This window comes from Phytohabitans sp. LJ34, assembly GCF_052068095.1.
Classification (GTDB): Bacteria; Actinomycetota; Actinomycetes; order Mycobacteriales; family Micromonosporaceae; genus Phytohabitans.
Window position 1 is genome coordinate 64,170 of record NZ_JBQHDG010000028.1, and the last position, 26,683, is coordinate 90,852.

The 26,683-nt window shown below is 70.0% G+C and carries 13 protein-coding genes; 5 read left to right on the forward strand and 8 right to left on the reverse strand.

The window, feature by feature from the left end:
* Position 1: 1 nt before the first annotated feature.
* Both ACTMTJ_RS38520 and ACTMTJ_RS38525 read right to left on the reverse strand, forming a co-directional pair.
* Entirely contained in the window at positions 2-6,358 is a 6,357-nt protein-coding gene (locus tag ACTMTJ_RS38520; protein WP_441223683.1) for an SDR family NAD(P)-dependent oxidoreductase, read from the reverse strand.
* Between the two features lie 171 nt (positions 6,359-6,529).
* Complete coding sequence (locus ACTMTJ_RS38525; protein WP_441223684.1) at positions 6,530-7,795, reverse strand: hypothetical protein; 1,266 nt, start codon at positions 7,793-7,795, stop codon at positions 6,530-6,532.
* A gap of 1,003 nt (positions 7,796-8,798) precedes the next feature.
* Here ACTMTJ_RS38525 and ACTMTJ_RS38530 point away from each other — a divergent pair.
* Positions 8,799-11,567, forward strand: coding sequence for an AAA family ATPase (locus tag ACTMTJ_RS38530; protein ID WP_441223685.1), 2,769 nt, complete (start codon positions 8,799-8,801; stop codon positions 11,565-11,567).
* 14 nt (positions 11,568-11,581) lie between these two features.
* Here the strand turns inward: ACTMTJ_RS38530 and ACTMTJ_RS38535 are convergent, their stop codons facing one another.
* The 5 genes from ACTMTJ_RS38535 to ACTMTJ_RS38555 are packed head-to-tail and all read right to left on the reverse strand — an operon-like array spanning position 11,582 to position 19,209.
* Positions 11,582-12,256 (reverse strand): TIGR03085 family metal-binding protein, encoded by a 675-nt coding sequence (locus tag ACTMTJ_RS38535; protein WP_441223686.1) that lies wholly within the window; start codon positions 12,254-12,256, stop codon positions 11,582-11,584.
* A 3-nt stretch (positions 12,257-12,259) separates the two neighbouring features.
* Entirely contained in the window at positions 12,260-13,591 is a 1,332-nt protein-coding gene (locus tag ACTMTJ_RS38540; RefSeq protein ID WP_441223687.1) for a cation:proton antiporter, read from the reverse strand.
* Positions 13,592-13,629: 38 nt separating this feature from the next.
* A complete protein-coding gene (locus ACTMTJ_RS38545; RefSeq protein ID WP_441223688.1) occupies positions 13,630-17,133 on the reverse strand; it encodes an indolepyruvate ferredoxin oxidoreductase family protein in 3,504 nt (1,167 codons plus the stop codon).
* A complete protein-coding gene (locus tag ACTMTJ_RS38550) occupies positions 17,130-17,558 on the reverse strand; it encodes a cobalamin B12-binding domain-containing protein (protein WP_441223689.1) in 429 nt (142 codons plus the stop codon). Before ACTMTJ_RS38550 ends, ACTMTJ_RS38545 begins: the two co-directional genes overlap by 4 nt.
* A 10-nt stretch (positions 17,559-17,568) precedes the next feature.
* The gene (locus tag ACTMTJ_RS38555; RefSeq protein WP_441223690.1) at positions 17,569-19,209 is read right to left on the reverse strand and encodes an acyl-CoA mutase large subunit family protein; all 1,641 of its coding nucleotides are present in this window, start codon (positions 19,207-19,209) and stop codon (positions 17,569-17,571) included.
* A gap of 651 nt (positions 19,210-19,860) precedes the next feature.
* Here ACTMTJ_RS38555 and ACTMTJ_RS38560 point away from each other — a divergent pair.
* The 4 genes from ACTMTJ_RS38560 (at position 19,861) to ACTMTJ_RS38575 (ending at position 25,761) form a co-directional block, all read left to right on the forward strand.
* Positions 19,861-22,923 carry an AfsR/SARP family transcriptional regulator gene (locus ACTMTJ_RS38560; RefSeq protein WP_441223691.1) on the forward strand — a complete coding sequence of 1,021 codons (3,063 nt, stop codon included), beginning with the start codon at positions 19,861-19,863 and terminating at the stop codon, positions 22,921-22,923.
* 108 nt (positions 22,924-23,031) lie between these two features.
* Entirely contained in the window at positions 23,032-23,370 is a 339-nt protein-coding gene (locus ACTMTJ_RS38565) for a hydroxyisourate hydrolase (protein WP_441223692.1), read from the forward strand.
* 180 nt (positions 23,371-23,550) lie between these two features.
* A complete protein-coding gene (locus ACTMTJ_RS38570) occupies positions 23,551-25,092 on the forward strand; it encodes an acyl-CoA carboxylase subunit beta (protein ID WP_441223693.1) in 1,542 nt (513 codons plus the stop codon).
* Between the two features lie 9 nt (positions 25,093-25,101).
* Positions 25,102-25,761, forward strand: a complete 660-nt coding sequence (locus ACTMTJ_RS38575) for a 4'-phosphopantetheinyl transferase family protein (RefSeq protein ID WP_441223694.1) — start codon at positions 25,102-25,104, stop codon at positions 25,759-25,761.
* A 10-nt stretch (positions 25,762-25,771) separates the two neighbouring features.
* Here the strand turns inward: ACTMTJ_RS38575 and ACTMTJ_RS38580 are convergent, their stop codons facing one another.
* Positions 25,772-26,662 (reverse strand): LuxR C-terminal-related transcriptional regulator, encoded by an 891-nt coding sequence (locus ACTMTJ_RS38580; protein WP_441223695.1) that lies wholly within the window; start codon positions 26,660-26,662, stop codon positions 25,772-25,774.
* Positions 26,663-26,683 lie beyond the last annotated feature (21 nt).

Consider the following 26,683-nt stretch of genomic DNA (forward strand, 5'->3'; position numbering starts at 1 on the left):
GCTACGCGGCCGCCGGCGGCAGCCAGTAGCGCTCCGCCCCGAAGGGATACCCCGGCAAGTCGACGTGGCGCAACGGCGCCGGGTACAAGGCCTCCCACGTGACGGCGGCACCGGCGACCCAGAAAGCGGCTAGAACGGCCAGGTCGCGCTCGGCCAGAGCCCGCGCCACCTGTTGGTCGTAGTTCTCGGCGTTACGACGCCGTCGAGATGCCGGGTCGGTACGCCAACAGTGGTCCCCTGGCGGCTGGCCCGCGGCGATGGCGTCCAAGATTTCGACCAGCTTCGCCAGGCTGGTGACGAGGACCGCGCAGCGTTCGCGTAGCGGCTCCCGCCGCACCTGGAGTTGGTGGGCGGCCTCGGCCAGGGTGACGTCGGACCGGCCGCGAAGCGACGCCGCGAGGCCGGCACAGTGTGCACGTAGCCGCTCCGCGTCGTGCGCGGAGACGGTCACGAGGTGCTCGCCAGGGACGTCATGCGGTGGCGGCTCGGTGGTCGAAAACTCCTCGACGATCGCGTGGGCGTTGACACCACCGGCGCCGAACGAGCTGATGCCGGCTCGGCGCGGCAGGCGTTCACCGTCGCTGCCCGCGGCGGCGGAAGCCGGCCACGCCGCCAGCGTCCGTTGGAGTCGTAGGCGCGAGGCGGTGAGGTCGATGCGCGGGTTCGGCCCCTCCGCATGTAGAGACGGCGCGAGCGCGCGATGGCGCAACTGCAATAGCACCTTGGTGAGTCCCGCGATCCCGGCAGCCGATTCGAGGTGGCCGATGTTGGTCGTCACCGAGCCGATGGCGCACTCCCCGACCGCGCCGTCCGCCGCCGGTGCGCCCTCCGGAGCGGCACCGTACGCCTGGGCCAGGCCGGCGATCTCGATCGGGTCGCCCAGCGCCGTCCCGGTGCCGTGGGCCTCGACATAGGTGACGCCGCCAGGCGCGATGCCGGCACGACGCAGCGCCGACCGCATCAGCTCGGCCTGTGCGGAAGGGCCGGGCGCGGCAGAGCTGTTGGTCCGGCCGCCGTGATTGACGGCGGTGCCGCGGATGACGCCCAGGATCTTGTCGCCGTCAGCCAGCGCCGCGTGCAGTGGCTTGAGGAGGACGGCGCCGACGCCCTCTCCCGGCACGAACCCGTTGGTCTGGTCACCGAAGGCGTGGCGGCGTCCCTGCGGTGCGAGCATCTGTCGCTGGCGCAGCCGCTCGTACTTGACGGGGTGCAGGTAGAGGTTGACGCCGCCGGCGAGGGCCATGCGGCACTCGCCCCGGGCGAGGCTCTCGCACGCGAGGTGGACCGCACTGAGCGACGACGCGCAGGCGGCGTCGACCGGCATGCTCGGCCCGTGCAGGTCGAAGCAGTGGGACACCCGGTTGGCGATGGACCACGGAGTCGACGTGGGGATCGCGGCATGTCCGGCGCGGCTCTGGTCCGGCCCCCACAGCAGGTAGCTCTGCGTGGTGACTCCGACGAAGACGCCTACCGCGCGGTCGCCGTGCCGGTTCGGGTTGCCGAGCCGATGCGGCGGCCATCCGGCGTCCTCGAACGTGTGCCAGGCGGTCTCCAGAAACAGCCTCTCCTGCGGGTCCATCACCTCCGCTTCCCGGGGCGAGATGTTGAAGAACAGCGGATCGAAGCTGTCGACGTCATCCAGGAATCCGCCACGCAGGCGGTGGATGCCGTTGTCGGCTGGGTCCGCCGGTACGGCGAGGCCGTGTCGCCACCGGTCCCAACGGGCGGGAGGGATCTCGGAGACGCAGTCCTGTCCGGCGGACAGCTGGCGCCAGAAGGCCGCCACGTCCGGCGCCATCGGGTAGCGCCCGGCCATTCCGATGACGGCGACCGCACTGCCGGTGGGCTGGTCGGCCGCCGGGATACCGGCCGCGGGGCGACCGGGCCTCACCGGTGGATCCGCCGATCGGCTGGAGCGCGGCCGGGCGAGGCGATCCGCCACCTGGTCGAGCGTGCGGCACTCGAACAGCAGCGTGTGGGGCACCGGTCCCCAGTCCCGTTCCAGCCGGGTGTTGGCCTGGGCCACGAAGATCGAGTCGACGCCGTACTGGTCGAACGGCAGGTCGCTGTCGAGATCGTCGGGCGGGACGTGCAGGAGCTCGGCGAACAGCGACCGCAAGAAGGCCAGGGCCTGCTCGCGCGTGGTGGCCGGGGCGGCACCCGCTTCCGCGGACGCGGACGGCCGCACCTGGCCGGCGAGCAGGCGCACGGCGCGTTCCCGGTCGCCGAACAGGTAGGTGCGCCGGCCTCCGCCGCGAAGCGCGTCGTCGAGCAGGCGCAGCCCGACGTCGACCGGCATGGCGGACAGCCCGGTGACCGGACGGAACACGCTCGCCCCGATCTCTGGCACGCGCATTCCGCCGCCGTCCCACAGCGGCCAGTCCACCGCCACGGTCGTCCCGGTGCGCCGCCCGGCGGCCCGCCACGACTCCCGCTGTTCGGCGAACTCGCCGAGGAAGGCATTGGCGACCGCGTAGTCTGCCTGCCCCGCATTGCCGATGACGGACACCACGGACGAGAAGAGGGCGAAGAAGTCGAGCGGCTCGTGACGGGTGGCATGGTCGAGGTTGCGTGTGCCCCGCACTTTGGGCGCGAGGACGGTATGCACGTCCTGCGGGCTCTTGTCCTTCAGCAACCGGTCGCGCAAGGCGCCCGCGGCGTGGAACACCCCGTTGAGTGGTCCGAACGCCGCCCAGACAGTGCGGAGAAGTTCCTCGACCTGATCTTGAAGGGTGACGTCAGTCTGGTGGTAGAGCAGCCGTTGCGCGTCGGTGCCGGCTTCAGCGGCGACGGTGGGCACCAGATCGGGTGGTGCTGGCGACCGGCCGGCGAGCGCCACCCGCACGCCCGGCACGGCGAGCAGGTGTGCGGCCAGCTTGCGGCCCAGCCCGCCCGCGCCACCGGTGATCAGGTACACGCCGTCGCGACGGACGCCGGTATGCGCCAGCTCGGATCGCGGCGCCGTGCCGGTCGGCGCCGGCTGGTACTCACGTATCTGTCGCCGGCCGCTTTCGTAGCGCACGAGGAAGGGGGTGTCGGTCTGACCAAACTCCGTCCGCAAGGCAGACCACATCGCTGGGTCGTCCGCGGCGCTGTCGGCAAGGACGCAGGTGAGTCGCAAACGGCTGGTCTCATGCGCCAGACACGCCGCCAGACCGGTGAAGGACGTCCACTCCGGCCGTGGTTGCCGGGCGCCGCGTGGTTGGGCGAGCAGCACGCGTATCGGCGCCTCGTCTGCCAGCCTCAGCAGCGTCCGCATCAGCAGGATGGTGGACGCCATTCCATCCTCGTCTGCCTCATCGTCGCCGGTCGACACTTCAGGCGCGAGCAGCACGATCCGGTGTGGCGGCCGGTCCACATCGGCCAGGGCGTCGACTGTCATGAGGATCGGCTCTGTGCCCAACCCGAGCGCGGCCGCCTGCTCGACTCCGGCGCCGCCGGCGGGGGTGACGACCAGGACCGGTGCCGCCGGATCGGCGACATGATCGAGGCCGTGCTCGTCGACACGCGTCCAGCGAGCGGTCACTTCGACCGGTTCGGCGCCTGCGGCCGTGGCGCGCGGCAACCTTCGTGGCGTGCGGTGTTCGATGCGGTCGAACTCATACGCCGGCAAGGACAGTTTGCTGACCGGGCGGTCGGACCAGTACATGTCCCAGTCGATGTCGACACCGGCCAGCCACAGATCGAGCAGTGGCTGGGCGGCTCGATCGGTCGTGACCGACGCGGTGGTGACCGTGATGGCCCGCCGTGTGGACGGTGCGGCACGCGCGCCCGCGATGTCGAGCACGCCCATGCCGTCGGGGGGCGCCGGCAGGACGGCTTCCGGGTCCCGAAGGCGGTCGACCCAGGCCGCCGTCGCGCTGGACCCGGCGCGGTCGCCGGAGTGCCGCGCGAGGATCGGGTACCGGTGCAGATCCACGCTCATCTTGTCGGCACGGCGCTGTGCGGACCCGGCCGCGGATCGTTGTTCGTCCGTGCCGCCGTAGGCGAAGGCGAGGAGCTCCTCGGGAAGGCAGAGGCCGTCCAGAAGCAGATCGAGCAGTTCGCGTACGCGCGGATCGCCGACCAGCAGGAGTCGCGGCAGCGACCACTTGCGGTTGAGCCGGTCCAGCGCGTGGTGCATGGCCAGCACCCGGATCAGGGTGTCCAGTGCCTGACCGGTGGACACCGCGGCCAGCGCCCGCCCGTCCAGCGGCAGCCGAAGGCGGCCAAGGCCGCGCGCTTCCCACGCCTGGTGCCATTCTTGGAGATTGGCGCGATACGTGTGCTGCTCCACCAGCGCCGCAGCCCGATCCCGCAAAGTCGCGAACTCTGCCGGCGTCACCCGCGCGTCGCCGAGAAGGTCGCCGAGGTACGCCTCGTCCATCGTGGATGGTCGGATGGCCTGCTCCGGGCTCGGGCCGCGAAATACGAGGGCGGGGGCCTGGAGCTCGAGCGGCGCGGCCGAGCCGGTCGCCAGGTCGACCGCTGCACGCGGGGCGAGCGCGCCCGCGGCGGCCAGCGCGGGCCACAGTCCGGGACCGGTCGCGGTCAGGGCCTGCGGGCGCAGCCCCATCCGCAGGAAGAACCGCAGGACGAAGTAGGTGAACAGGCATGCCTCGCCGGCTCCCCACTGGCCGTGCGCGAGCCGGTGCAGGATTGGCGCGAGCGCGGGCGACTCGTCCACAGTAGATCGTGTGACGTCGGCCAAGGGGCCGCCGTCGAGCAACTCGTTCCACCGCCGCGTGGGTGGCTCGACGGGCGATGGGCCGACGCGTATCCACCACGCCGTAGTCGGCTCGTTGGCGGCCTCGGCGCGGACGTCGGCCAGCACCGCGGCGATGTCGTCCCGGCTTTTGACGAGGGCGCCCACACGGACGGCGAAGTGTTCCCGGCCGCGCGCCAGCGTGCCGCAGATGTCCGCGGGGTCCGCGGTCCGCGACCGCTGCGAAGGCTCGCGCCACCGCTCGATCAGCCGGTCGAGTGCCTGTGGCGTCCGGGCGGACAGCAGCAAAGGGTAGCGGCTTGAGGGCGAGGCGGGTCCGCCGCGCGTGCCGGGCGGCCGGTACTCCTCCACGCAGACATGGGCGTTGACCCCGCCCATGCCGAACGAGCTGACGCCGCCGCGCAACGGGCCGGATCCGCGGTGGGTCACCCACGGCTGTTCCGATGTCGCGAGCCGGAACGGGCCCGTGGACAGGTCGATGAGCGGGTTCGGTGCGTCGACGTGGATGCTCGGCGGGATCCGGCGTCCCTGTAGCATCATCAACACCTTGACGAGACCGGCGATGCCCGCGGCGGCCTCGAGATGGCCTATGTTCGGCTTCACCGAACCGAGCGTGCACCAGGGGCCGCCGAACGAGGGTGACTCGAACACCTGCCGTAACGCCTGTACCTCGACGGGATCGCCGAGCGACGTGCCGGTGCCGTGTGCTTCCACGTAGCTGACGCTCGACGGATCGAATGCGGCCCGAGCCAGCGCCGTCTGGACGGCCTCGCGCTGAGACTCCACTGTGGGCGCGGTGATGGTGGGCCGCCGCCCGCCGTGGTTGACGGCGGACCCCGCGACAAGGCCGTAGATGTGGTCGCCGTCGCGTTCGGCGTCGCCGAGCCGGCGAAGCAGCACCATGGCTGCCCCGTCGCCTGGAACGTAGCCGTCCGCGGTCCGGTCGAAGGTCCGGCATAGACCGCGGGGACTGAGCATGCGGGCCTTGGAGAAGGAGATGTACTTCCAGGGGTGCAGATTCAGGCTGACACCACCGGCCAGCACGTAGTCCGCCTCGTCGTCGAGCAGGGCCCGCACACCGAGATGGATGGCTACCAGCGAGGAGGCACAGGCGGCGTCGACGGACAGGCTCGCCCCGCGTAGGCCGAGGGCATGAGAGACGCGGTTCGCCAGCATGCTGTCGTAGGCGCCTACCGCAGAATGGCTCTCCACCGGCGCGGTGGGGTCCGAGACGGCTTGGAGGTGGTCGCGGCCCATCACTCCGACGAACACGGAAGTACGCGCGCGGCGCAGGTCTGCCATCCGGGTGCCGGAGTCCTCGACGCACCGCCAGCCCTGCTCCAGCAACAGTCGTTGCTGTGGATCCATCAGCTCCGCCTCACGCGGCGAGATGTGGAAGAACGCGTGGTCGAACGCGTAGGGAGAGTCGATCAGGCCACACCACTTGCTAATGCTGCGGTTGGGCACCGTGATGTCCGGCGAGTAGAACTCATCGACATCCCACCGGTCCGCGGTGATCTCGCGGACGGAGCAGACGCCCTGCCGCAGGTTGGCGTAGAACTCGTGGTGGTCGCGCGCGCCAGGAAGCCGGCAGCCGATACCCACCACGGCGACGCGATCGTTTCCCTTGCCGGACCACCGGTCATCGGTCACGTTTGGCCCTCTACTCAATCATGGGGTTGAACTACGATCTCCCGATTGCTGTCCAGCGCGTAAGTGGCCAGTTCATGCCAAGCGCGGCGCGCCGTCGCGATCCTCGTTCCGGTCTGGCCGGCCGAGGGGCGACGGCGCGCTCGCACGTGCGTACGTGGCGGTGGCGGATCGCTAGGCGACGCCTGCCGGCTCGGGGGCCTGCGTCGCCTCGTCGGCGCGCCGCGCGCGGTCCTGGCGGTGCCGCGCTCGCCCGCCGCGGTACATGCCGCGCAGCCACATCATCAGACCGCCGCCGTTGATGAGCAGGACGAGGATGCCGACCGTGGCGAAGTCGAAGGAGCTGAACTGCGTCTCTTTGCCGGTCAGCAACAGGATGAACTGGTAGGCGTAGCCCCACATGACGGGCAGCAGGATGAGCACGTAGGACGCGATCGACACGACCCGTCCGAAGAACCAGAGCAGCGCGTACCGCCGGATGATCCGCATCTCGCGGGCGGGGATCCCGGACTGGTCGACCTGGTGCCCGGACCCGCGCAGCCGGGCCCACCGGTTGCGCAGGTAGTCGTCGGTGTCGCCCATCAGGTTCTTGCAGTGGAAGGCCGTGGCGATGATGTAGTAGATGTCGGTGCGCAGGAAGAAGAAGAACTGCCAGATGATGCGCGCCAGTGGGGTGAGGAGTACAGCGGTCGCCAGGAGGACCGCCCACTCGGGCGCGCTGATCCAGCCGCGATGGGCGGACCAGATGAAGACCACCAGAAGGGCGGCCAGGACAGCGTCCACTCCCATGCCGATCGCGAAGGCCAGATAGCGCTGGCGCCTCGGCTTCATCCAGATGGCGGTCATGTCGGTCTGCGCCACCAGCACCCAGAGTTGGTTGCCGACGCCGATGCCCGCGGGTACACCGGATGCCCGGGCGGCGACCAGGTGGCCCAGTTCGTGCAGAAACAGGCCGAGCATGGCGAAGAAGATCCAGGCCCAGGTCAGCGCCGCGAAATGCTGCGGAAAGAGCAGCGCGTTGCCGGCCTTGGGGAGCACGCTCGGGTCGTCGACGACCATGGCTACGCTCACCGCGACGAGCAGGCCGCTCGCTACCAGCACCGGCCAGCTCACCAGCCGCTGCGCGGCCCGTGGGGAGAGCCATTCGAACCGCCAGCGCCAGTGGGCCTGCCGGACCTCCGGGGTCTTGCCGGCCGCCACGGCCGACGCTTCGCCGATGAAGCCTTCCTTTTCGAGGGCGTCGAGGAAGTCCTCGATGTCGGCGGTCTCGTGGTACTTCTCTTCGTACAGGCGAGCCGCCTGGCCGACCGTCTTGCCGTCGGCCAGCGCTTCGACGATGTCCAGTCCCTCGGCCGGGATGGCCACGAACACGTGACGATCGACGTCCCCGAGGATGACCGTGTCGCCTTCGGTCCGATGGTTGAACGGACGAACGGTCACGAGCGAGTCAGGTGTATACCCGGCCATCTTCTCTCCCCCTGCGCCATTTCCTTCTTCGTGCCCCCGTGGCGGCGATCGTGCGGGGGCCGGGCGAAATCCCCGACCCCCGCAGACCTTCGGTCGACCTGTTACGCCTCCGCGGGGCAAGCCGCAGCGGCACTGGTCTTCACCGGCTCGAGCCGGCGGACGGAAAGCTTCTTCATCGAGGTCACCTCCCTACTTCAAGAGCGATCGATCGGCCGCACGCTCGGCGCGAGCGTGGGCACGCATGATGCGGATCGGCATTGCGGTCCGCGGCGGGCTCGGACCGGGGATCGGATCCGGGTAAGCAACTCGATTAAGGGCTCAAGACGCCGGTGGAGCTTTCGGCGAAATGCGACTATTTCCTCGAAAGTATTAGAGACATATCCGCGCGGCGGTTTGCATCCTGCCGGGGATGAGCAACAGCCGCCGTTGGTAGCTATTTTTTGCGCGCTTCTTCGCTGCTCGGAAGTGGTCTCTTCATGCCAGTGGCGACGGTGTCTTGATCCGGTCGAGCCAACTGACCCGACGGGCTGAGATGCATCCGGCTCGGGTAATCTGCACGATAGGCTCGACGTCCCAAAGCAATACGCATCGCACGGGCCCGGAATTGAACCGTCAAACCATGTTCTTCTCTGATGAGGACCCTTTGTCCCCTAAGGTCCGGCCTCGACACCAGCAAGATCGGAAGATCCGCGTGCCCATCGGTCGCGCACTCTTTGTCCGACTCTGCCCGGCTCGCCGGTTGTAGCCGGAAAGATCCATTATATTCTGAGGGCCACGCCTTACGAGACATGAGCCAAACACGCGAATCCGACACGCCAAATTTACAACAGGGCGTATTTCCCTGGTCACGACCGGCGACGGGGTCCTACGGACGGCGCCGCACGGTCAGCGGATAAGCGACGAATAGCGCCTCGAATGATGACAGTCATAGGGTCGGCACGGTCTACCACACCTTCAGCCACCGGGGAGGCTGATTGTGAACCTCATCGATCGACAAGATGCACTACGGCTGTTCGACCAAGTGATGCGGGGGGCATCGTCGGGGCAGGGCGGCGTCATTGTGGTGAAGGGCGCGACCGCCCTCGGCAAGAGCGCGTTGCTGCACGCGTTCCACCGACGCGGGGAGGAACTGGGTGCCGTCGTGGTCTCCGCGACCGCCGCACCCGCCGAGCGGGAGTTGCCCTCGGGCGTACTCTCCCAGCTGGTCCGGGCCGTCGCTGTCGGACGTGACGAACGGGCATCGGTCGCCTCGCTGGCGCTGGCCGTGCCTGGCGGCGCTGCCGACCTTCGGCCCGTCTCGCGGTCCGCGGTGCGGGTCGACCTACCGGCGCTCGACGCGATGTGTACCGCGCTGCTGGAGTTGTCCGCCGACCAGCCCCTGCTGATCAGCGTCGACGACGTCGAGCACACCGATGCGGAGTCCCGCCGCGCGTTGCTGTTTCTGGCGCGTCGGGTCCATTTCGCTCGTATCGCCCTAGTCGTCAGCCACACGGACCGGGGCGGGTATGCCGAGCACGGCGTCGCCGCCGACCTGGCCCGGCAGTCGGACTGCCACACCGTGCACCTCGCGCCGCTGTCGAAAAAGGGCGTGCGTGACCTGGCGTGCGACCTCGCTGGGCGCGAGGCCGGCGAACGGCTGCACCTGCCCTGGTTGCGGCTCAGCGGCGGCAATCCGCTGCTCGTCGCCGCACTGGCCGAGGATCACCGGGACCGCCTTCGGGCTACGGACGATGACCGGTCGGCCGCCGCGGTGGCGATCGCCGCCGCCAGGTACGGGCAGGCCGTCCTCTCCTGCGTGCATCGCGGCGGCGAGCAGGTGATCAAGGTGGCCCGCGGTCTGGCAGTCCTGGGCGGCGAGGACGGGCTCGGCGACCTGGTCGATCTTCGTGGCGACCAACTGGCCCGCAGCCTGCACGCCCTGGCGGCCGCGGGCGTCACCGCCGGCGGGACCTTTCGCGCCGAGGCCGCGCGCGGTGCCGTGCTAGGGGACATGAGCGCCGAAGAGTGCGGGGACCTGCACCGAGCCGCCGCCGAGGTCACGCACCGGCGGGGCATGTCGACCGGCGTCGTCGCCGAGCACCTGACGCACGCCGGCCGGGAAACCCCCGGATGGGGCATGACGGTGCTGGAGGACGCCGCCGCTCACGCGCTGTGCGAGGGCCGGGCCGACCGGGCGATCGCGTACCTGCGCCAGGCGCTCTCCGGCTGTGCCGACGACCGGCGCCGCAACGAGATCACCATCAAGCTGGTACGGGCGGAATGGTGTCTGAACCCTGCCGTCGCCGTCGACCGCCTCGACGAGCTCGCCGAGGCGGCCCGACGCGGCGTCATGACCGGTGGATACGCCGTCGCCCTCGTGCGCGCGCTGCTCTGGCACGGCCAGTCGGACCAGGCCCGCAAGGTGCTCGACACGGTCCTCCGGTCGGAGGTCGAGCACGAGTGCACGGCGCACGAGGTCGTCGTGCTGCGCGACTGGATGCGCTGCACCCACCCGCTCGAGGTCTCCCCCAGGCTGCACGAGCTGCCGGCCGGCCAGGACAACCGGGCGACCACATCGGTCGCGGCCCTACGGCGGCTGGACGCGGCGAAGCTGCTCGCAGACGTCCTGACCGGCGGTGACCGGAGTGACCTCACCGCACGCGCTGACCAGATCCTGCGCGGCTGCCGCCCGGACGTCATCTCCTTCGACGCGATCGTGTGGACGCTGCATTCGCTCACCTACGGCGACCGCCTGGAACAGGCCCAGGCCTGGTGGGAGGCCGTCACCGCCATGGTCGACGCGGAGCGCGCGCCCAACTGGAGCGCCCGGCTGGCCGGGATCCGTAGCGAGATCGCCGTGCGCCGCGGCGACATGGCTACCGCCGAGCGCCAGGCCCGGACCGCGCTGGCCTTGGTCCCCCCGGCCGGGTGGGGCGTCGCGATCGCCGAACCGCTCAGCACGCTGATCGTTGCCTACACCGCGACAGGACAGCACGAGGCCGCCGCCGACCAGCTTGGGCTGCCGGTACCGGAGGCCATGTTCGAGACCAGGTTCGGCCTTCAGTACCTGCACGCCCGAGGCCGGCACAGCCTGGCGACCGGCAACGGGCCGCTGGCGCTGCGTGACTTCCGGCTCTGCGGCGAGCTGATGGGCCAGTGGCGGATGGACATGCCGGCGTTCGTGCCGTGGCGGGCCGATGCCGCCGAGGCGTACCTGCGGATGGGTAGGCCGGAGGATGCGCGCCCGCTTCTCGAGGCCCAGCTGACGCGCTGCGGTCCGGCGTCGCCGCGTGCGGAGGGCCGTACCCTTCGCCTGCTGGCCGCGACCCGCGAACCGCATCAGCGTCCCGTCCTCTTGCACCGCGCCACCGACCTGTCGCAAGCCGGTGGCGATCGGTACGAGATGGCCCAGGCCCTACACGACCTCGCCCAGGCGTACCGTGCGCTCGGCGAGTACCGCCGCGCGGCGACTATCGCCCGTCGCGCCCGGGTGGTGACGCCGGAATCGGCCGAGGCACAGGTGATCACGCCACTTCCCACGCCGCCCGCCACCCACGATGCCGACGTGGCGCGACACGCTGCCACGCTCAGCGACGCCGAGCGCCGCGTGGCCGTTCTCGCGGCGCTGGGCTACAGCAACCGCGAGATCGCCGAGAAGTTGTGGATCACGGTGAGCACCGTGGAACAGCACCTGACGCGGGCATACCGCAAGCTCGACGTGACCCGCCGGTCCGACCTGCCCGCCGGCCTGAAAGCACTGGCTTGAAGCCGGCGCGGCGTTCAGATGCCGAACCGGGCGTCCCGCACGGCGGCGGCAGCCCACTCCGGGCCCTCGAACTCGACGTCGGCGTGGCTCTGCCGACCGCATGCGAACAGCAGCAGCTCCGACGGCGGCCCGTGCACGGTGACGGTGGTGCCGGCACGGACCGACCCGCCGCGTAGCCGCCCGGCCGGGCTGGCCAGGACGACGGTCACCGGGGCGGACCGCAGCAGAAACCGGGCTCCCCCGGACAGCCTCCTCCACAGCTCCGCCTCGTACTCATGGCTGATCGGACGGGCCCGCCAGCCCCGCTGCGCCCGGCGCACGTCCTCGCTGTGGACGAAGAACTCCACCGTGTTCATCGCCGCGTCCAGCCGCGGGACGAACCGGTGCGGCGCCCACCGCGGCGGCGCGGTGCGCACCAGGTCGACAAGACGGGAGTACTCGTGCCGTGCCAGGATGCGCTGGCGCACCCGCTCGGTGTACCCACCGAACCGCTTTGCCAGGATGCCGATAGAAGCCTCCGGACGCCGCTCCCTCAACACCAGGTGGGCGGTGAGGTCGGCGGCGTTCCACCCGGTGCACAGGGTGGGCACCGCCGGCCCCACCTCGTCCAGGAGGTCGCACAGCGCTTGGCGTTCGATGCCGGCAAAGGTCGCGCGGGGTGCGACGTCCCGCGCTCGGAAAGCGGTCACGGGTCAGACCTGCGTCGGTGAATCGGCCACACGCGCGGGGGCGGCGTCCTGGAGATAGCTGTTCTCTCGCAGCTCCTCCTCCGCGGTCTGCTCGATGCGGGCCATCGTCAGACGCAGAATCGGCGGTGCCATCAGCGAGGTGACGATAGCGACCAGGACCACGATCGTGTACGCCTGCACCGAAAGGATGCCCAGTTGTAGGCCGACCATGGCCACAACCACGCCGATGACACCCCGGGCGTTGAGGCCGGCGCCGAGCGCCAACCCCTCCCAATGGTTGAGGCGGCTGATCCGGGCGCCCAGGTAGGCGCCGGCGAACTTGCCCAGGATCGCGACCACCACGAGAAGCAGCCCCGCCACAAGCACATCCGGCTCGCCCAGCGACGTCAGATCCATCCGCAGCCCGGCGGTGGCGAAGAAGATCGGCGCGAGCACCGATACGACCACGGTCCGCAGCGGCGCCAGGTGGGGGCGGCCGGGACCGATCGCCGACCCGATCAGGATGCCACAGACGAACGCCCCGAACACCGCCTCCAGACCAAGGGCGTGGGTGCCGACGCCACCCAGCAGGATCATCGTCGCGGCGATCGCGACCGTAGGTCCGGAATCCGCCGTGCGGGCGGCGAATCGGAAACCGGCGCGGGCCAGCGGCCGGCCGACAGTGAACGCGGCCAGGACCACGGCGAACATGCTCGCGACCGAGGTGACCACGTTGCCGGTTTGCAGGCCGGTGGTGGCCAGGGCCGACACGATCGAGAGCATCACCCAGCCGAAGGCGTCGTCCACCATTCCGGCCGTCAGTACGAGCTGGCCGATGTTGCGGTGCAGCATCCGCATGTCCATCAGGATCTTGGCGATCACCGGGATCGCGCTGACGCACATCGCGACGCCCATGAACAAGGCGAACACCACCGGATCGGTGTCCGCGGGCATCAGCGACCCGCTGAGCGCGAGGCCGACGGCGATGCCGAAGCCGAGCGGTACGACCAGACCGCCGATGCTGATCCCGGCCGCGGCCGCACCTCGCCGGCGGACCATACCCATGTCCATGTGTATGCCGGTGATGCCGACGAGCAGTAGCACGCCGATCTGGCCGACCGCGTCGAGCAGGTGGAACTGCTCGACGCGCGCGGGAAACAGCCAGCTCGACAGGGACGGCGCGAGGTGGGCGAGGACCGATGGCCCGAGAAGTACGCCGACGGAGAGCTCTCCGACGACGGCGGGCAGGCCGAGCCGGGTGGCCAGCCGCCCGAACGACGAGGCGAGCAGCAGGAGCAGGCCGACCTGAAGCAGGAAGATGAGCAGCTCGTTCGCGGGGATCGGGGCAACGGGCACGTTTTCTCCTCACTAGTCGGCGACGGGGTGATGGCCAGCTACTCGGCGGTGGAACGCTCCAGCCTCGCCAACAGGCGCTGGACCCGGTCGCGGTACCCGGCGGCGCTGGCCAGCTTGAGCTGTTCGTATCCGCGGACCTCATCGGGCGCGTCCGCAAGCTCGACCACCAGCGAATGGTTGTCAGGGCGCAGGCGATCCAGCGCGTACAGCAGGCACTCGCGGTACCCGACTACGAGCTGCCGCTCGAGGCGCCGCACCTCCGTACGCCCGAACGGGTCGAGCGCGGTGCCGCGCAGCCTGCGCATCGCCGCCAAGACCCGCAGGACCGGACGGAACCAGGGTCCAAGGGTGAGTTTCCCGCGCAGCCCGAGCGCGCGAAGGATCGGCGGGTGCAGGTGGTAGGCAACACGGGCACGGCGGCCGAACTCGCCACGCACCCGCTCGACGAAGGCCGGATCGACGCTGAGCCGCGCGACTTCGTACTCGTCCTTGTAGGCCATGAGCTTGTACAGGTTGCGTGCCACGGCGGTGGTCACGTCGGTGGCGCCCGGCACGGTCGCATGTTCGCGATCGTACGCGCGGGCGACGAAAGCCACGTACTCCTGCGCGTACCGGGCGTTCTGGTATGCGACGAGATCGCTGGCACGTGCCGTGAGCAACCGGTGGAGCTCGCCGCCGGCCGCCAGGCGGGAACCGAACGCGCGAGCGACCGCCATCGCGGCGTCCGCGGACGGTGGCGTATCGGGCTCGCCTCGACCGCGCCGGTCCAGCAGTTCCGGTGAGGCGACGGCGCATCTGCCCCACCGGAAGGCGGCCAGGGTGCGCTCCACCTCGACGCCGTTCATCCGGATCGCCTGCTCCATGGCGGGCAGCGAGATGGGGAGTGCTCCGTGTTGCCAGGCCGCGCCGAGCATGACGGTGTTGGCGGCGATCGCGTCGCCGCACAGCCGTTCGGCGATGTCCTGTGCGTCCAGGTACACGTTGTGCTCGCGCCTGGTGTGTGAGTCGATGAAGGTGCGGTACTCGGCGACGCCGCCGAACCGCTGCGCCGGGTCGAGCACCATCGAGGCGGTGGGGATCTGGCTGGTCGACACGACCGCGACCGTCTCACCCGGCCGGGCGGTGGCCAGGTTCTGCGGGTTGGCGGCGCCGAGCAGGTCGAGTCCCAGGTATACGTCGGCGGTCGAGCTGGCCGCGCGGTTGGCGTGTGCCGGCCGCTGGCCGAAGACGCGTACGTCGGACACGACCGGACCGCCCTTCTGGGCGAGGCCGGTCTGGTCGAGGCCGCGCACGTGCTTCCCGTCGAGGAATGCCGCGACGCCGAGAATCTGGGATACGGTCACGAGTCCGGTGCCGCCGACGCCGATAAGGCGGACCGTGACGTCCTCGCCGACTCGCGTCGCCGGGGCGGGCAGGTCGCTCGGCGGCGGGGTCGCGGTCGTCCGGCGCCGGGGATCGGGCCACACCGACACGAACGACGGACAGTCACCGTCGACGCAGGTGTGGTCGTGGTTGCACGACGATTGATGGATGGCCGTCTTGCGGCCGTACTCGGTCTCGACCGGTCGCACCGACAGGCAGCCGGACTTTCGGCCACAGTCGCCGCAGCCCTCGCATACCCGCTGATTGATGACCACCCGCCGCGCCGGGGTAGGCAACCGGCCGCGTTTGCGCATGCGATGTCGTTCGGCCGCGCACTGCTGGTCGTGCACCAGGACCGTGACGCCGGGCACCGTGGCCAGCTCCTTCTGTGCGGCGAGCAGTTCGGAGCGATCGCGGACCGTGGCGATCGGGGACAGCGGCGTCCGGTCGTACCTGCCGGGCTCGTCGGTGGTGACGATGACCCGGCGCACGCCTTCGGCCTCCAGCTGCCGCGTCAGCCCCGCGATTCCCAGCGCCGGCTGTAGGCTCTGCCCACCGGTCATCGCGACGGCGCCGTTGAACAGCAGCTTGAACGTGATGTTGACACCGGCGGCAATGGCTGCGCGGATGGCCAAGGATCCGGAGTGGACATATGTGCCGTCGCCGAGGTTCTGGAAGATGTGCGGGGTGTCGGTGAACGGTGCCTGGCCGATCCACTGCGCGCCCTCGCCGCCCATCTGGGTGAGCCCGGCGAGCTCACCGCGACCGGCCGGGTTGAGGATCACCATGGTGTGGCAACCGATGCCGACACCGACGACGGCGCCGTCCGGTGCGGCGGTCGACTGGCTGTGCGGGCAGCCCGAGCAGTACGCGGCGGTGCGGCGCGGACCGGCGGGCAACAGCGTCAGCGGGGTGGGCCGCGGCCGGGCGGCCTGGACGCCGAGGCGGTGCAGCCGCCTGGCGAGCGCGGTGGCGATCAGGTCGACGTCGAGCGTCCCGGCGTGGGGGACGAGCGGCTCGCCCCGCTCGTCGCGCTTGCCGGTCACCAGTGGGTGCCGGGCCTGCGCGTAGAGCGCGTTCTTGATGCCCGTCTCGACGAACTCGGCCTTTTCCTCGACGACCAGTATCTCCTCCAGCCCGCGGGCGAACCGGGTGACGACCTCGTCGTCGAGCGGCCAGATCTGGGCCAGCTTGACCAGCCGAATCCCGCGTCGCTCCAGTTCGGACTCGGGCAAGCCCAAGCGGCGCAACGCTTCCAGGACGTCGAAGTACACCGGGCCGGCGGCGGCGATGCCGATCCACGCGTCGGTGGTGGCTCCGCTCACCTGGTCGAGGTGGTTTTCACGGCTGTACGCCTTAGCCGCGGCCAGGCGCGGACCGCGCATCGTCGCCTCGATCTCCAGCGACTTCGGGGCGAGCAGGACGCCCGACGGAGTGTGCCGGTACGGCCGGCCGCCGTACTCGACGACCGGAAGCACCGGCCGGATCCGGTGCGGCGCGACGTCGGCGGTGCCGTTGGAGTCGGCGACGTTGGCGACGAGCTTCAGCGCCACCCACAGTCCGCTGGCGCGCGACTCGGCAATGGCGTGCAGGCCGAAGTCGAGGATTTCCTGGACGTTCGCCGGGTACAGCACGGGCATGCCCAGCGTGGCCAGCATGCTCTCGCTCGCCGACGGCAGTGTCGAGGACTTGCACTGCGGGTCGTCACCGCACAGCGCCAGCAGGCCGCCGGTGGGGTCGGCGCCGCACGCGTTGCCGTGGCGCAGCGCGTCGGCGGCGCGGTCAAGGCCGGGTGCCTTGCCGTACCAGACGCCCAGCACGCCCTGGTAGCGCGGCCGGGGCAGTTGGCCGACGAGCTGGCTGCCCCATACCGCCGTGGCGCCCAGCTCCTCGTTCTGGCCCGGCTGGTGCACCACCGGCAGGCCGGGTTCCAGCCGCGTAGCGGCGTCGATCTGCTGCCCGAACCCGGCGATCGGCGATCCCTGGTAGCCGGACACCAGCGCGGCCGTACGCAGCCCGGCCCGGCGGTCGGCACGCATCTGGTCGAGCACGACGCGGGCGAGCGCCTGCACGCCGGTGAGGAAAATGCGTCCCTCGGAAACCAGGAACCTGTCGTCGACCGCGTGCTCAGCCAATGGGCGGGTACGTGTCGCCGGTGGTCCGGCGATCGTGGAGGTCACGACGGCGACCCGATCGGCACCGACGCCTCGGCCGCGTCGCGCTCCCCGACCAGCAGCGCGATTTCCTCGGCGATATGCGCCAGCGGCGTGCCGGGGCCGAAGATGCGCTGTACGCCGGCGTCGAACATCAGCGGCCGGTCGATGTCGGGGATGATCCCGCCGAGCACGACGACGATGTCCTCGCCGCCCTGCGCGCGCAGCTCGGCGATCACGGCCGGCACGGTCTCGCGATGGTTACCGGAGAGGCTGGAGATGCCGAGCACGTCGACGTCCTCTTGCAGCGCGGCCCGGGCCGCACCTGCCGGGAGCTGGTTTCCGAGGTACACCACCTCCATCCCGCGAGAGGCCAGGTGCCGGGTGACCGTCATGGCACCCCGGTAGTGCGAGTCGAGGCCGGGCTTGAAGATGGCAACTCGGATTGGCATCGGTCTCACCTCATCGCAAGGGTTGGCGCCAGCCCCCGTGGCGGTGGCGGAAAACGTCGCAGCACTGGCCGAGCGTGGCGCCGACCTCCGCCGCCGCGATCAGCGCCGGCATCGTGTTGGAACCGTTGACCACACACTGATCCAGGTGGCGCAGCGCGTCAGAAACAGCGTCGCTGTCGCGGTGGGAGCGCACCCGGGCCAACCGCTCGCGTTGCCGGGGCAGGGTCTCCGGCACGTCAAAGGTCTCCACAGTGGTGGGTGCCTGGTGCGCCGAGACGTTGACACCCACCACCGGGCGGCGGCCTTCGTCGATGTCGGCGGTCGCCTGGCACGCGGTGTCCAGGATCCGGGCGTGTACCCAGCCCGTGTTCACCGCCTGCACCAGGCCGCCCATCTCGTCGACGGTCGCCAGGGTCTCGCGCACCCGGCTGTCGACCTGGTCGGTCAGGTGTTCGACGAGGTACGAGCCGGCGAGTGGATCGATGGACCGGGTGACTCCGGTTTCGGCGAGCAGGATCTGCTGGGTACGCAGGGCGGTCAGGGCGGCGGTCTCCGACGGTACGCACAGTGCCTCGTCGAACGCGCTGATGTGCAGCGACTGTGCGCCGCCGAGGACCGCGGCAAGACCGTGCAGGGCGGCTCGGGCGACGTTGTTGAGTGGCTGCGCGGCGGTGAGCGCCGAACCCGAGGTCTGCACGTGAAAGCGGAGCCGGGTGCTGCGCTCGTCGCTCGGATGGAACCGGTCGGTCAGCACATCGTGGTAGACCCGCCGCGCCGCGCGGTATTTGGCCACCTCCTCGAACAGATCGCTGCCGGAGGTGAAGAAGGCCGAGAGCCGGCGGGCCACCGGGTCGACCGGCAGGCCCCGCGCCCGCATCTCCTCGATCGTCGCGACCGCGTTCGCGACCACCAGTGCCACCTCGAGTACGGCGTCGGCACCGGCCTCGCGGTAGTTGTATCCGGTGAAGCTCACCGGGTGCCAGCGCGGCAGGTGCCGGGTGCAGTACTCGGTGACGTCCATGGACAGCCGGAAGGCGAACTCGGGTTCGAGGACGCTCGGCGCGGTCAGGACGACCGTCTCCATCATGAAGTCGTTCTGTAGCGTGCCCGACAGTGTGGCCGGGTCGATCCCGCGGCGCTTCGCGGCGGCCAGGTACATGGCGAGGATCGCCCCCGCCGCGACCGGGTGGGACAGCACGAGGGAGACGCTCACCTCGTCCAGTGGCACGCCCGCGTACAAGTCGACCATGTCGTCGATGCTGTCCACCGCGACGCCGCCGAGCCCGGCGTCGGCGCGGGCCCATTCGTCGTCGCTGTCGTACCCCCGGTTGGTCGGGTAGTCGAAGACCGTGTTGATGGCGGTCGCGCCCTCGTCCAGCAGCAGGCGCAGGCGGCGGTTGGTGTCCTCGACCGTTCCGAACCCGGCGAGCGGACGGATCGACCACGCGCGTCCGGAGTACATCGTCGGGTAGACCCCGCGTGTGTACGGTGGGCTGCCCGGAACGCCCAGGTGGGTTCCGTAGTCAGCGGCGGCGTCTTCGGGGCCGTACAGCGCGGCCACCGGGATGCCGGACTCGGTCCAGGACGGCATCGTCGAGGGGCCGTGCTCCTCGCGCCAGCGCTGGACGTGGCCGGCTGACTCTTCAGTCACCATCCCGCCCGATCCGCCTGCGACTCGGCTCGTCACGACCGCCCCCCTACGGACACCATGGCGGCGACCCTCGCGATCCACCGTTGTCGTCATTTCTAGCGTCGGGGCGAAGGAAAGTCGCCGGCCCGGACCGGGCATGAGGCTGCCCGGGCATCGACACACCACCGTGGCTGGAATTGGCCACTACCGGACACGCCACTGGGCTGGCCACGAGCGGTCAACTAATGTGGGAACCAGGGACATCGAACGCGTCAAGGCCCGGCCGCGTCAAGGAAACGTAAATGTCCCATCATCCGGACCACCCGGATCCGACAGAATGCGGATTGTCATTAATTAGTGCCGTTCACCGTTCGGGCCGAGAAGTCCGTACATCCTGCCGGTACTCCCGGCACGGTAAGTCATGGCAGCGCTACCGGCGGACACAGTGCCGACCACGCCGTTCCAGATAGAGCGATGCGCGTACTACGATGCGTCCATAATCCTTTGATCACGGCGGTCTTACGGCACGGGGGCCTTTTGATGCCGGTCATTCACGGAGATAAGAGCAATCCTCACAATCGAAAAGGGACGCAGCAGCCGGGGAACGGCGGTAAGAGTGACGTGGAGTTCCGCATACTGGGACCGCTAGAGGTCCGCGTCAACGAGCAGCCGGTGCCCATCGGAGGTGCGCGCCAGCAGACGGTGCTGGCGATGCTGCTGCTTTCCGCAAACCGCACCGTATCCGTCGAGCGACTGGTCGACGCGGCCTACGGTGACGACCGACCGGCCACCGCCCGCGCCCAGGTGCAGATCAGCACGTCGACGCTGAGGCGGGCGTTCGCCACACGCGGCTTGCTCGACGTCATCGCGACCTACCAGCAGGGATACGCGATCAACGTGCCCGCACAGTCCCTCGACTTCCAGCACTTCGAGGATCTGGTGCTGGCCGCACGGCACGCGCGTACCGAGGGCCGCGCGGACGAGGCGGTCAACCTCTACCGCAAGGCATTGTCGCTGTGGCGCGGAGAGGCTTTCAGCGGCATCGAAAGCCGGCCGGTGCGCATCGCGGCCGGCCGGATCGCCGAGTGCCGCGTCATGTCCAATGAGGACTGCATACAGCTCGAGCTGGATCTCGGGCGCCACCGCGAGCTGATCGGCGAGCTCACCGAGCTCGTGGCGGCGCATCCGTTGCGGGAGCGGTTGCGCGGCCAGCTCATGACCGCGCTTTACCGGTGCGGGCGCGACGCGGAGGCGCTTCAGGTCTACCGGGACGGCCGGCGCATCCTGATCGAGGAGCTCGGCATCGAGCCGCCGAAGCGGTTGCAGCAGCTGGAGCACGCGATCCTCACCGGCGACCACGACCTCGCCGTGCCCGCGGGGGCCGGAACGGCGGCCGCCGCGCCTGCCGCGCCGGCGATCGCCTCGCCACGCATGCTGCCCACCGATATCGCCGACTTCACCGACCAGGCAGCGACGATCGGGGCGATCGAGAGGCACCTTCAGGTCGGCGAGGCACAGCCCACCCACTTCGCGGTGCCGGTCGTGGTCGTGTCGGGAAAGTCCGGCGTGGGTAAGACGGCGCTCGCCGTCCACCTCGGGCACCGGATCGCCGAGCACTTCCCCGACGGCCAGCTGTTCGCCGACCTGCACGGCACCGACTCGGCGCCGGTGCCGCCGTCCGCCGTGTTGGAGCGTTTCCTGCGGGTACTCGGCGTGCCCGGCACAATGCTGCCGGAGGGACAGGAGGAGCGGGCCGAGGTCTTCCGCGCGCTGCTGGCCACCCGGCGCGTGCTCCTCGTCCTGGACAACGCGGCCAGCGAGGGGCAGGTGCTGCCGCTGCTGCCCGGAAATCCCGGGTGCGCGGTCGTCGTCACCAGCGGCAGCCGCCTCGCCGCGCTCCCCGGTGCTATGCGCGTCGAGCTCGACGTCTTCGACCCGCGCGCCTCGGTCGAGCTGCTGACCCGGATCCTCGGTGCCGAACGGGTGTCCAAGGAGCAGGCGGGGGCCGAAAAGCTCGTGGAGCTCTGCGGCGGGCTGCCGCTGGCCCTGCGCATCGCCGGCGCCCGCCTGTCGGCGCGTCCCAACTGGAGCATCGGGCTGCTCGTGGAGCGCCTGGAGAGCGACACCCGCAGGCTCGACGAGCTCAACCACGGCGAGATGGGGGTACGAGCGAGCCTGTCGCTCAGCTACCGTAACATCGGCGAGCCGGCCCGCCGGCTGTTTCGCCAGCTGGCCATCCTCGACCGTCCCAGCTTCTCGGCCTGGATGGCGGCGGCGATTCTGGACCGCCCCTTCGCGGAGGCGTACGACCTGCTCGACCAGCTGACCGACGCGCACTTGGTGGAGACCGTCGACACGGGCCGACGCGCGCTGAGCCGATACCGGATGCACGACCTGGTGCGGGTGTTCGCTCGCGAACGCCTCGCCGTGGAAGACTCCTACACCGAACGCGTCGAGGTCCTCGCGCGCGTCCTGCGTACCCTCCTGGTCGTCGCGGCCACCGCCGACCGCCGCGTGTACGGCGTCTCGTCGGGACTGGTACCCGACGGCGCGTATGACGTGCCTGCTGAGCTCGTCGAGCAGCTCGTCGAGTCGCCCCGCCTGTGGTTCGAGCAGGAGCGCCGGACGCTGGTAGCCGCGACCGCGCAGGCCGCCCGCGCGGGCCTCGTCGACCTCTGTTGGGGCCTGGCGATCAGCACCGCCGGCTTCTTCCAGTCCCGGTCCTACTTCGGTGACTGGCGGGAGACGCACGAGGTCGCGCTCGCCGCCGCGCGGCAGGTCGGCGACCGGCGGGGCCAGGCGGCGATCCTCTGCTCACTGGGCGCGCTGAGCATGGCCACCCAGCGGTTCACCGAAGCCCGGAAGGAACTCATCGAGTCGCTGCACCTGTTTCGCGAGTTGAGCGACGACCGCGGCGGTGCGTGGGCGCTGAGCCAGATCGGCCACATCGACCGGCTGTGCGGCCATCTGGAGGGCGCGGCGAGCCACTGCGACCAAGCCCTGTCGACGCTGCGCCGGATCCACGACAACGCGGGTGCGGCGCACGTGCTGCACGACCTGGCCGCGCTCTGCATCGAGCGAGACCAGCCCGATGAGGCGATGCGTCTGCTTGGCGAGGCGCAACGGCTCAACCGTGACGGCGACTCGCGCTACGCCGAGGCGAGGATCGCCCACCGGCTGGGCCACACCTACTTGATGACCGGGAAACACACCGCCGCCCTAAGCGAGTTCCGTCGCGCCCTGCAACTCGCGCGGGAGATCGGCAACCCGCTGCTGGAGGCGGCCGCGCTGTACGGACTCGGCGTCACGCACCTGGGGCTGGGCAAGCCGGAAGAGGCCGACAATGTGCTGAGCGCCGCGCTGACGCTGGCCGAGCTGAGCGATCAGCGGTTCATCCGGGTGCTGGCCCTGAAGGGGCTCGGCGACCTGGCACTCGCGCGCCGCGAGCCGGCTCGCGCGACCGACCTGCTCCGGAAGGCCCACGCCGTGGTGCGGGAGTTGGGCATGCCGCTGCACGAGGCTCGAACGCTGCTGTTGCTGGGTGAGGCGCATCTGGCCGACGGTGACAAGACCTCCGCGCGTGAGGCGTTCCTGCATGCCTTCGCGTTGGCCGCCGCGGTCGACGCCAGCCTCGTGGACCCGATGCGGTCTCGTCTGAGAGACCGGCTGCGGGCACGCCCGCGCGGTGCCGATGACCGCATCGACTCAGCGGGCGGTGCGATCCACCAGCGGTAGATCGATGTCAGATCGATAGAGCTGTCGGATAGCGTATCCGCATCCTTCGCCCGGAATGCCATGAGCCCGGGTGTCGCCAGCGGATTCCGACGGACGGTGGGGTCCCACGTGAGCATTTCCGTAAGAGCCCAGGACGCCGTGCACGGCCAGCCGGCGGCCGGCGTGCGTGTCCGCTTGGAACGCGTCGGTGATGGAGTTTGGATACCCCTGGCGCAGGCCGAGACCGATCGTCAAGGCTGCGTCAGGGATTGGTACCAGCCGACGTCTGATCGGCACACCTACCGCCTGACGCTCAACAGCGACCACTACTTCACGTTTCTCGGGTTTACCACGGCCTACCCCGAGGTGGCGGTCACCTTCCGCGTGCTGGACGAGACACGCTCGCACCAGGTGGAAGTGTTGCTTTCCCCCAACTCGTACACAGCCTATGTGGCGATGCGGGAATGAGCCGTCAAGGCCGCGCAGGTTAGGGGCCTGTAGGGGTTCTCGGTGGTCGCGCGCGCTGACTAGCGTCGTGTTTCTTCAGAACGGTCGTGGTGAAGCCACGCTGGCGGCGGGGGCGACGAGCGTATGCAGGAAAAAGCACAGTCTGTCCCGACATCCGTGACCCAGCTTCCGCCAGAGACGATGCGGGACCGGTTGACCGAGCTCGAACTGTGCGTCGAAAGCGCCCACACGGGCGACGCCGAAGCGACGGCGAGGCAGCGCGCCAAGGGCAAGCTGACCGTCCGCGAACGGCTGGACACCCTGCTCGACACCGGCTCGTTCCACGAGGTCGAGCTCTTTCGCCGGCACCGTGCCAGCGGCTTCGGCCTCGACGCGCGTCGTCCACACACCGATGGTGTGGTGGCCGGCTGGGGGCAGGTCTTCGGGCGCGACGTCATGGTGTACGCCCATGACTTCCGGATCTTCGGCGGCGCTCTCGGCGAAGCACACGCCGAGAAGATTCACAAGGTGATGGATCTGGCGTACTCCGCGGGCGTTCCGCTCGTCAGCCTGAACGACGGTGCCGGCGCGCGGATCCAGGAAGGCGTGACCGCGCTCGCCGGGTACGGTGGCATCTTCCAGCGCAACGTGCGCTTCTCAGGCGTCATACCACAGATCAGCGTGATGCTCGGTCCGTGCGCAGGCGGTGCGGCGTACTCACCGGCATTGACCGACTTCGTCTTCATGGTGCGCGGCACCGCGCAGATGTTCATCACGGGCCCCGATGTGGTGCGCGCCGCTACCGGAGCCGACGTCAGCCACGAGGAGCTGGGCGGCGCCCACGCGCACGGCTCGCTGTCCGGCGTGGCGGGGTTCGTCCGCCCCGACGAGACGACCTGCCTGTCCGACGTCCGTCACCTGCTTTCCCTGCTGCCGGCGAACAACCGAGAACTGCCGCCGCCGCTGCCCTGCACGGACCGTCGCGACCGGACCAACGAAGCGCTGCTGGATCTGGTACCCGCGGATCCCCGCAAGGCGTACGACATGTTGGCGGTCATCCGCGAGATCGCGGATGGCGGGGCGTTCTTCGAGTTCTTCGCTGGCTGGGCCCGCAATGTGATCTGTGGGCTCGCCGCGTTCGGCGGTCAGCTGACCGGCATCGTCGCGAACCAGCCGAGACGCTTGGCGGGTGCGCTGGACATCAAGGCGTCGGAGAAGGCCGCGCGCTTCGTGCAGATGTGCGACGCCTTCAACATCCCGATCCTCACGCTCGTGGACGTGCCCGGGTTCATGCCGGGCGTCGACCAGGAACACGGCGGCATCATCCGGCATGGCGCGAAGCTGCTGTACGCGTACTGCGCGGCGACTGTGCCGCGGATCCAGGTCATCCTGCGCAAGGCGTACGGCGGTGCGTACATCGTCATGGACTCGCGGTCGATCGGATGCGACCTGTCATTCGCCTGGCCCACCAACGAAGTTGCCGTGATGGGTGCCGAGGCGGCGGCTAACGTGGTGTTTCGCAAGGAGATCGCCGCGGCCGTGGACCCCGACGGTCAACGTGCCCGCCGGGTCGAGGAGTACCGCCGCACACTTATGCACCCCTACTACGCGGCCGAGCGGGGCCTCGTGGACGACGTCATCGACCCCCGCCACACCCGGATGAAGGTCATCCGGGCTTTGGAGCTGTTGCGCGCCAAGCCCTCTACGGCGACCGGGCGCAAACACGGAAACCAGCCGATCTGAGGGTGGGCCATGATAAAACGAATCCTTCCTCCGTACCTGACGTACGCGGAGTCGTTCGACGATGCCAACGACGAGTCGCTCTTTCCAGAAGAAGCCAAGGTCGTCGAGCACGCCGTGGAGAAGCGCCGGCGGGAGTTCACCACAGGTCGGATCTGCGCGCGCCGCGCGCTGCGTCAGCTGGGCCGGCCGGCGGTGCCGCTGCTGCCGGGCGCGCACGGCGAACCGCGTTGGCCGGCGGGCATCGTCGGCAGCATCACCCACTGCTCCGGGTACCGGGGCGCGGTGGTGGGTGAGGCGTCCCAGGCCACCTCCATCGGCATCGACGCCGAGCCGAACGAGCCGCTGCCGGGTACCCTCCTGGCGACCATCAGCCACGCCGAGGAGCGGTCCGATGTGGACCTGCTGACGCGTAGGTATTCGGGCGTGTGCTGGGACCGGCTACTGTTCTCCGCCAAGGAGGCCGTGTACAAGAGCTGGTTCACGCTCACCGGCGCGTGGCTCGACTTCGACGCGACCCTGGTGCGTCTGCACCCGCGCGAGTGGACCGGCACCTTTGTCGCCAACCTGCTCGTACCCGGGCCCGAGGTGGCCGGCGAGAAGATCGACACCTTCTCGGGCCGGTGGCTGCTCAGCCGTGACGTGCTCCTCACCGCGATCGTCGTGCGCTGACCGCGCGCGGTCAGCACATGTCGAGGTCGTCCACGTCCAGCCAGCCGCAGGCCACCGCCCGGGCACCAGCCTGGAAGCGGCTGCGTGCGTTGAGCCGGCTCAGCAGATCGGACGCCACCCGCCGGGCGGTGCGGATGGAAACGCCGAGGCGGCGGGCGATGACGTCGTCCGTGCACCCCGACGCGAGCAACCGCAGCACCTGCTTACGTTGCGGGCACAGGCCGTCGCCGTCCCGCCGCCGCGGCCCGCCCAGCGGTGCCGCACCGTTCCATGTGGACTGGAAGAGGGCGAGCAGCGCGGTAACCATGCCGGCGCTGGACACCATCGCCGCCGCCTCCGAGGCGCCACCGGGGTCGGCCGGCACCAGCGCGTGCGCCCGGTCGATGATGAACAGTTGGAGCGGCAGCAGCGGCGCCGTGCGCACCTCGGTGCCCAGCGCCATCAGCCATTGCGCGTGCTCCAGCGCGGGCTGATTGTTGCGGATGCTGTCCAGGAAGACGGTGCGGTATCGCACTCCGCGTTCGATCGCGTGCGCTTGCAGCATCTCTCCGGACTCGCTGGACAGCGGCAGCTGTGACTGCGCCGGGACGAACGCGCAGACCTCCCAACGCGAGGCGTTGGTCAGGTCACGGAGCCGGGCCTCGACCTCGTCCGCACCCTCCACGTACTCCACGTCGGGCGCCTGAACCGGAGGGTTCAACTCGGCATGCTCCGCCAACAGCATCGCCACCGCGGCCTTGCCCTCTTCGAGCTCCTGCTGCATACGGGCGAACTCGGCCTGCCTGCGGGCCACGAGCGCCTGTAACGCCGCTTCGGGATGCACCGGCCGCAAGCTCTGCGGCTCTCTTGTGGACGGTTGTAGTAGCGACATCCGCGCCAGCTCGCCCAAGGCGTCGTGCACCTGACGCTCCGCCAGTCGGAG

Excerpts from the sequence above, each read along its gene's own strand:
- ACTMTJ_RS38570 (WP_441223693.1), top strand. The coding sequence starts at position 23,551 with ATGCGGGACCGGTTGACCGAGCTCGAACTGTGCGTCGAAAGCGCCCAC.
- ACTMTJ_RS38550 (WP_441223689.1), bottom strand. The coding sequence starts at position 17,558 with ATGCCAATCCGAGTTGCCATCTTCAAGCCCGGCCTCGACTCGCACTAC.
- ACTMTJ_RS38575 (WP_441223694.1), top strand. The coding sequence starts at position 25,102 with ATGATAAAACGAATCCTTCCTCCGTACCTGACGTACGCGGAGTCGTTC.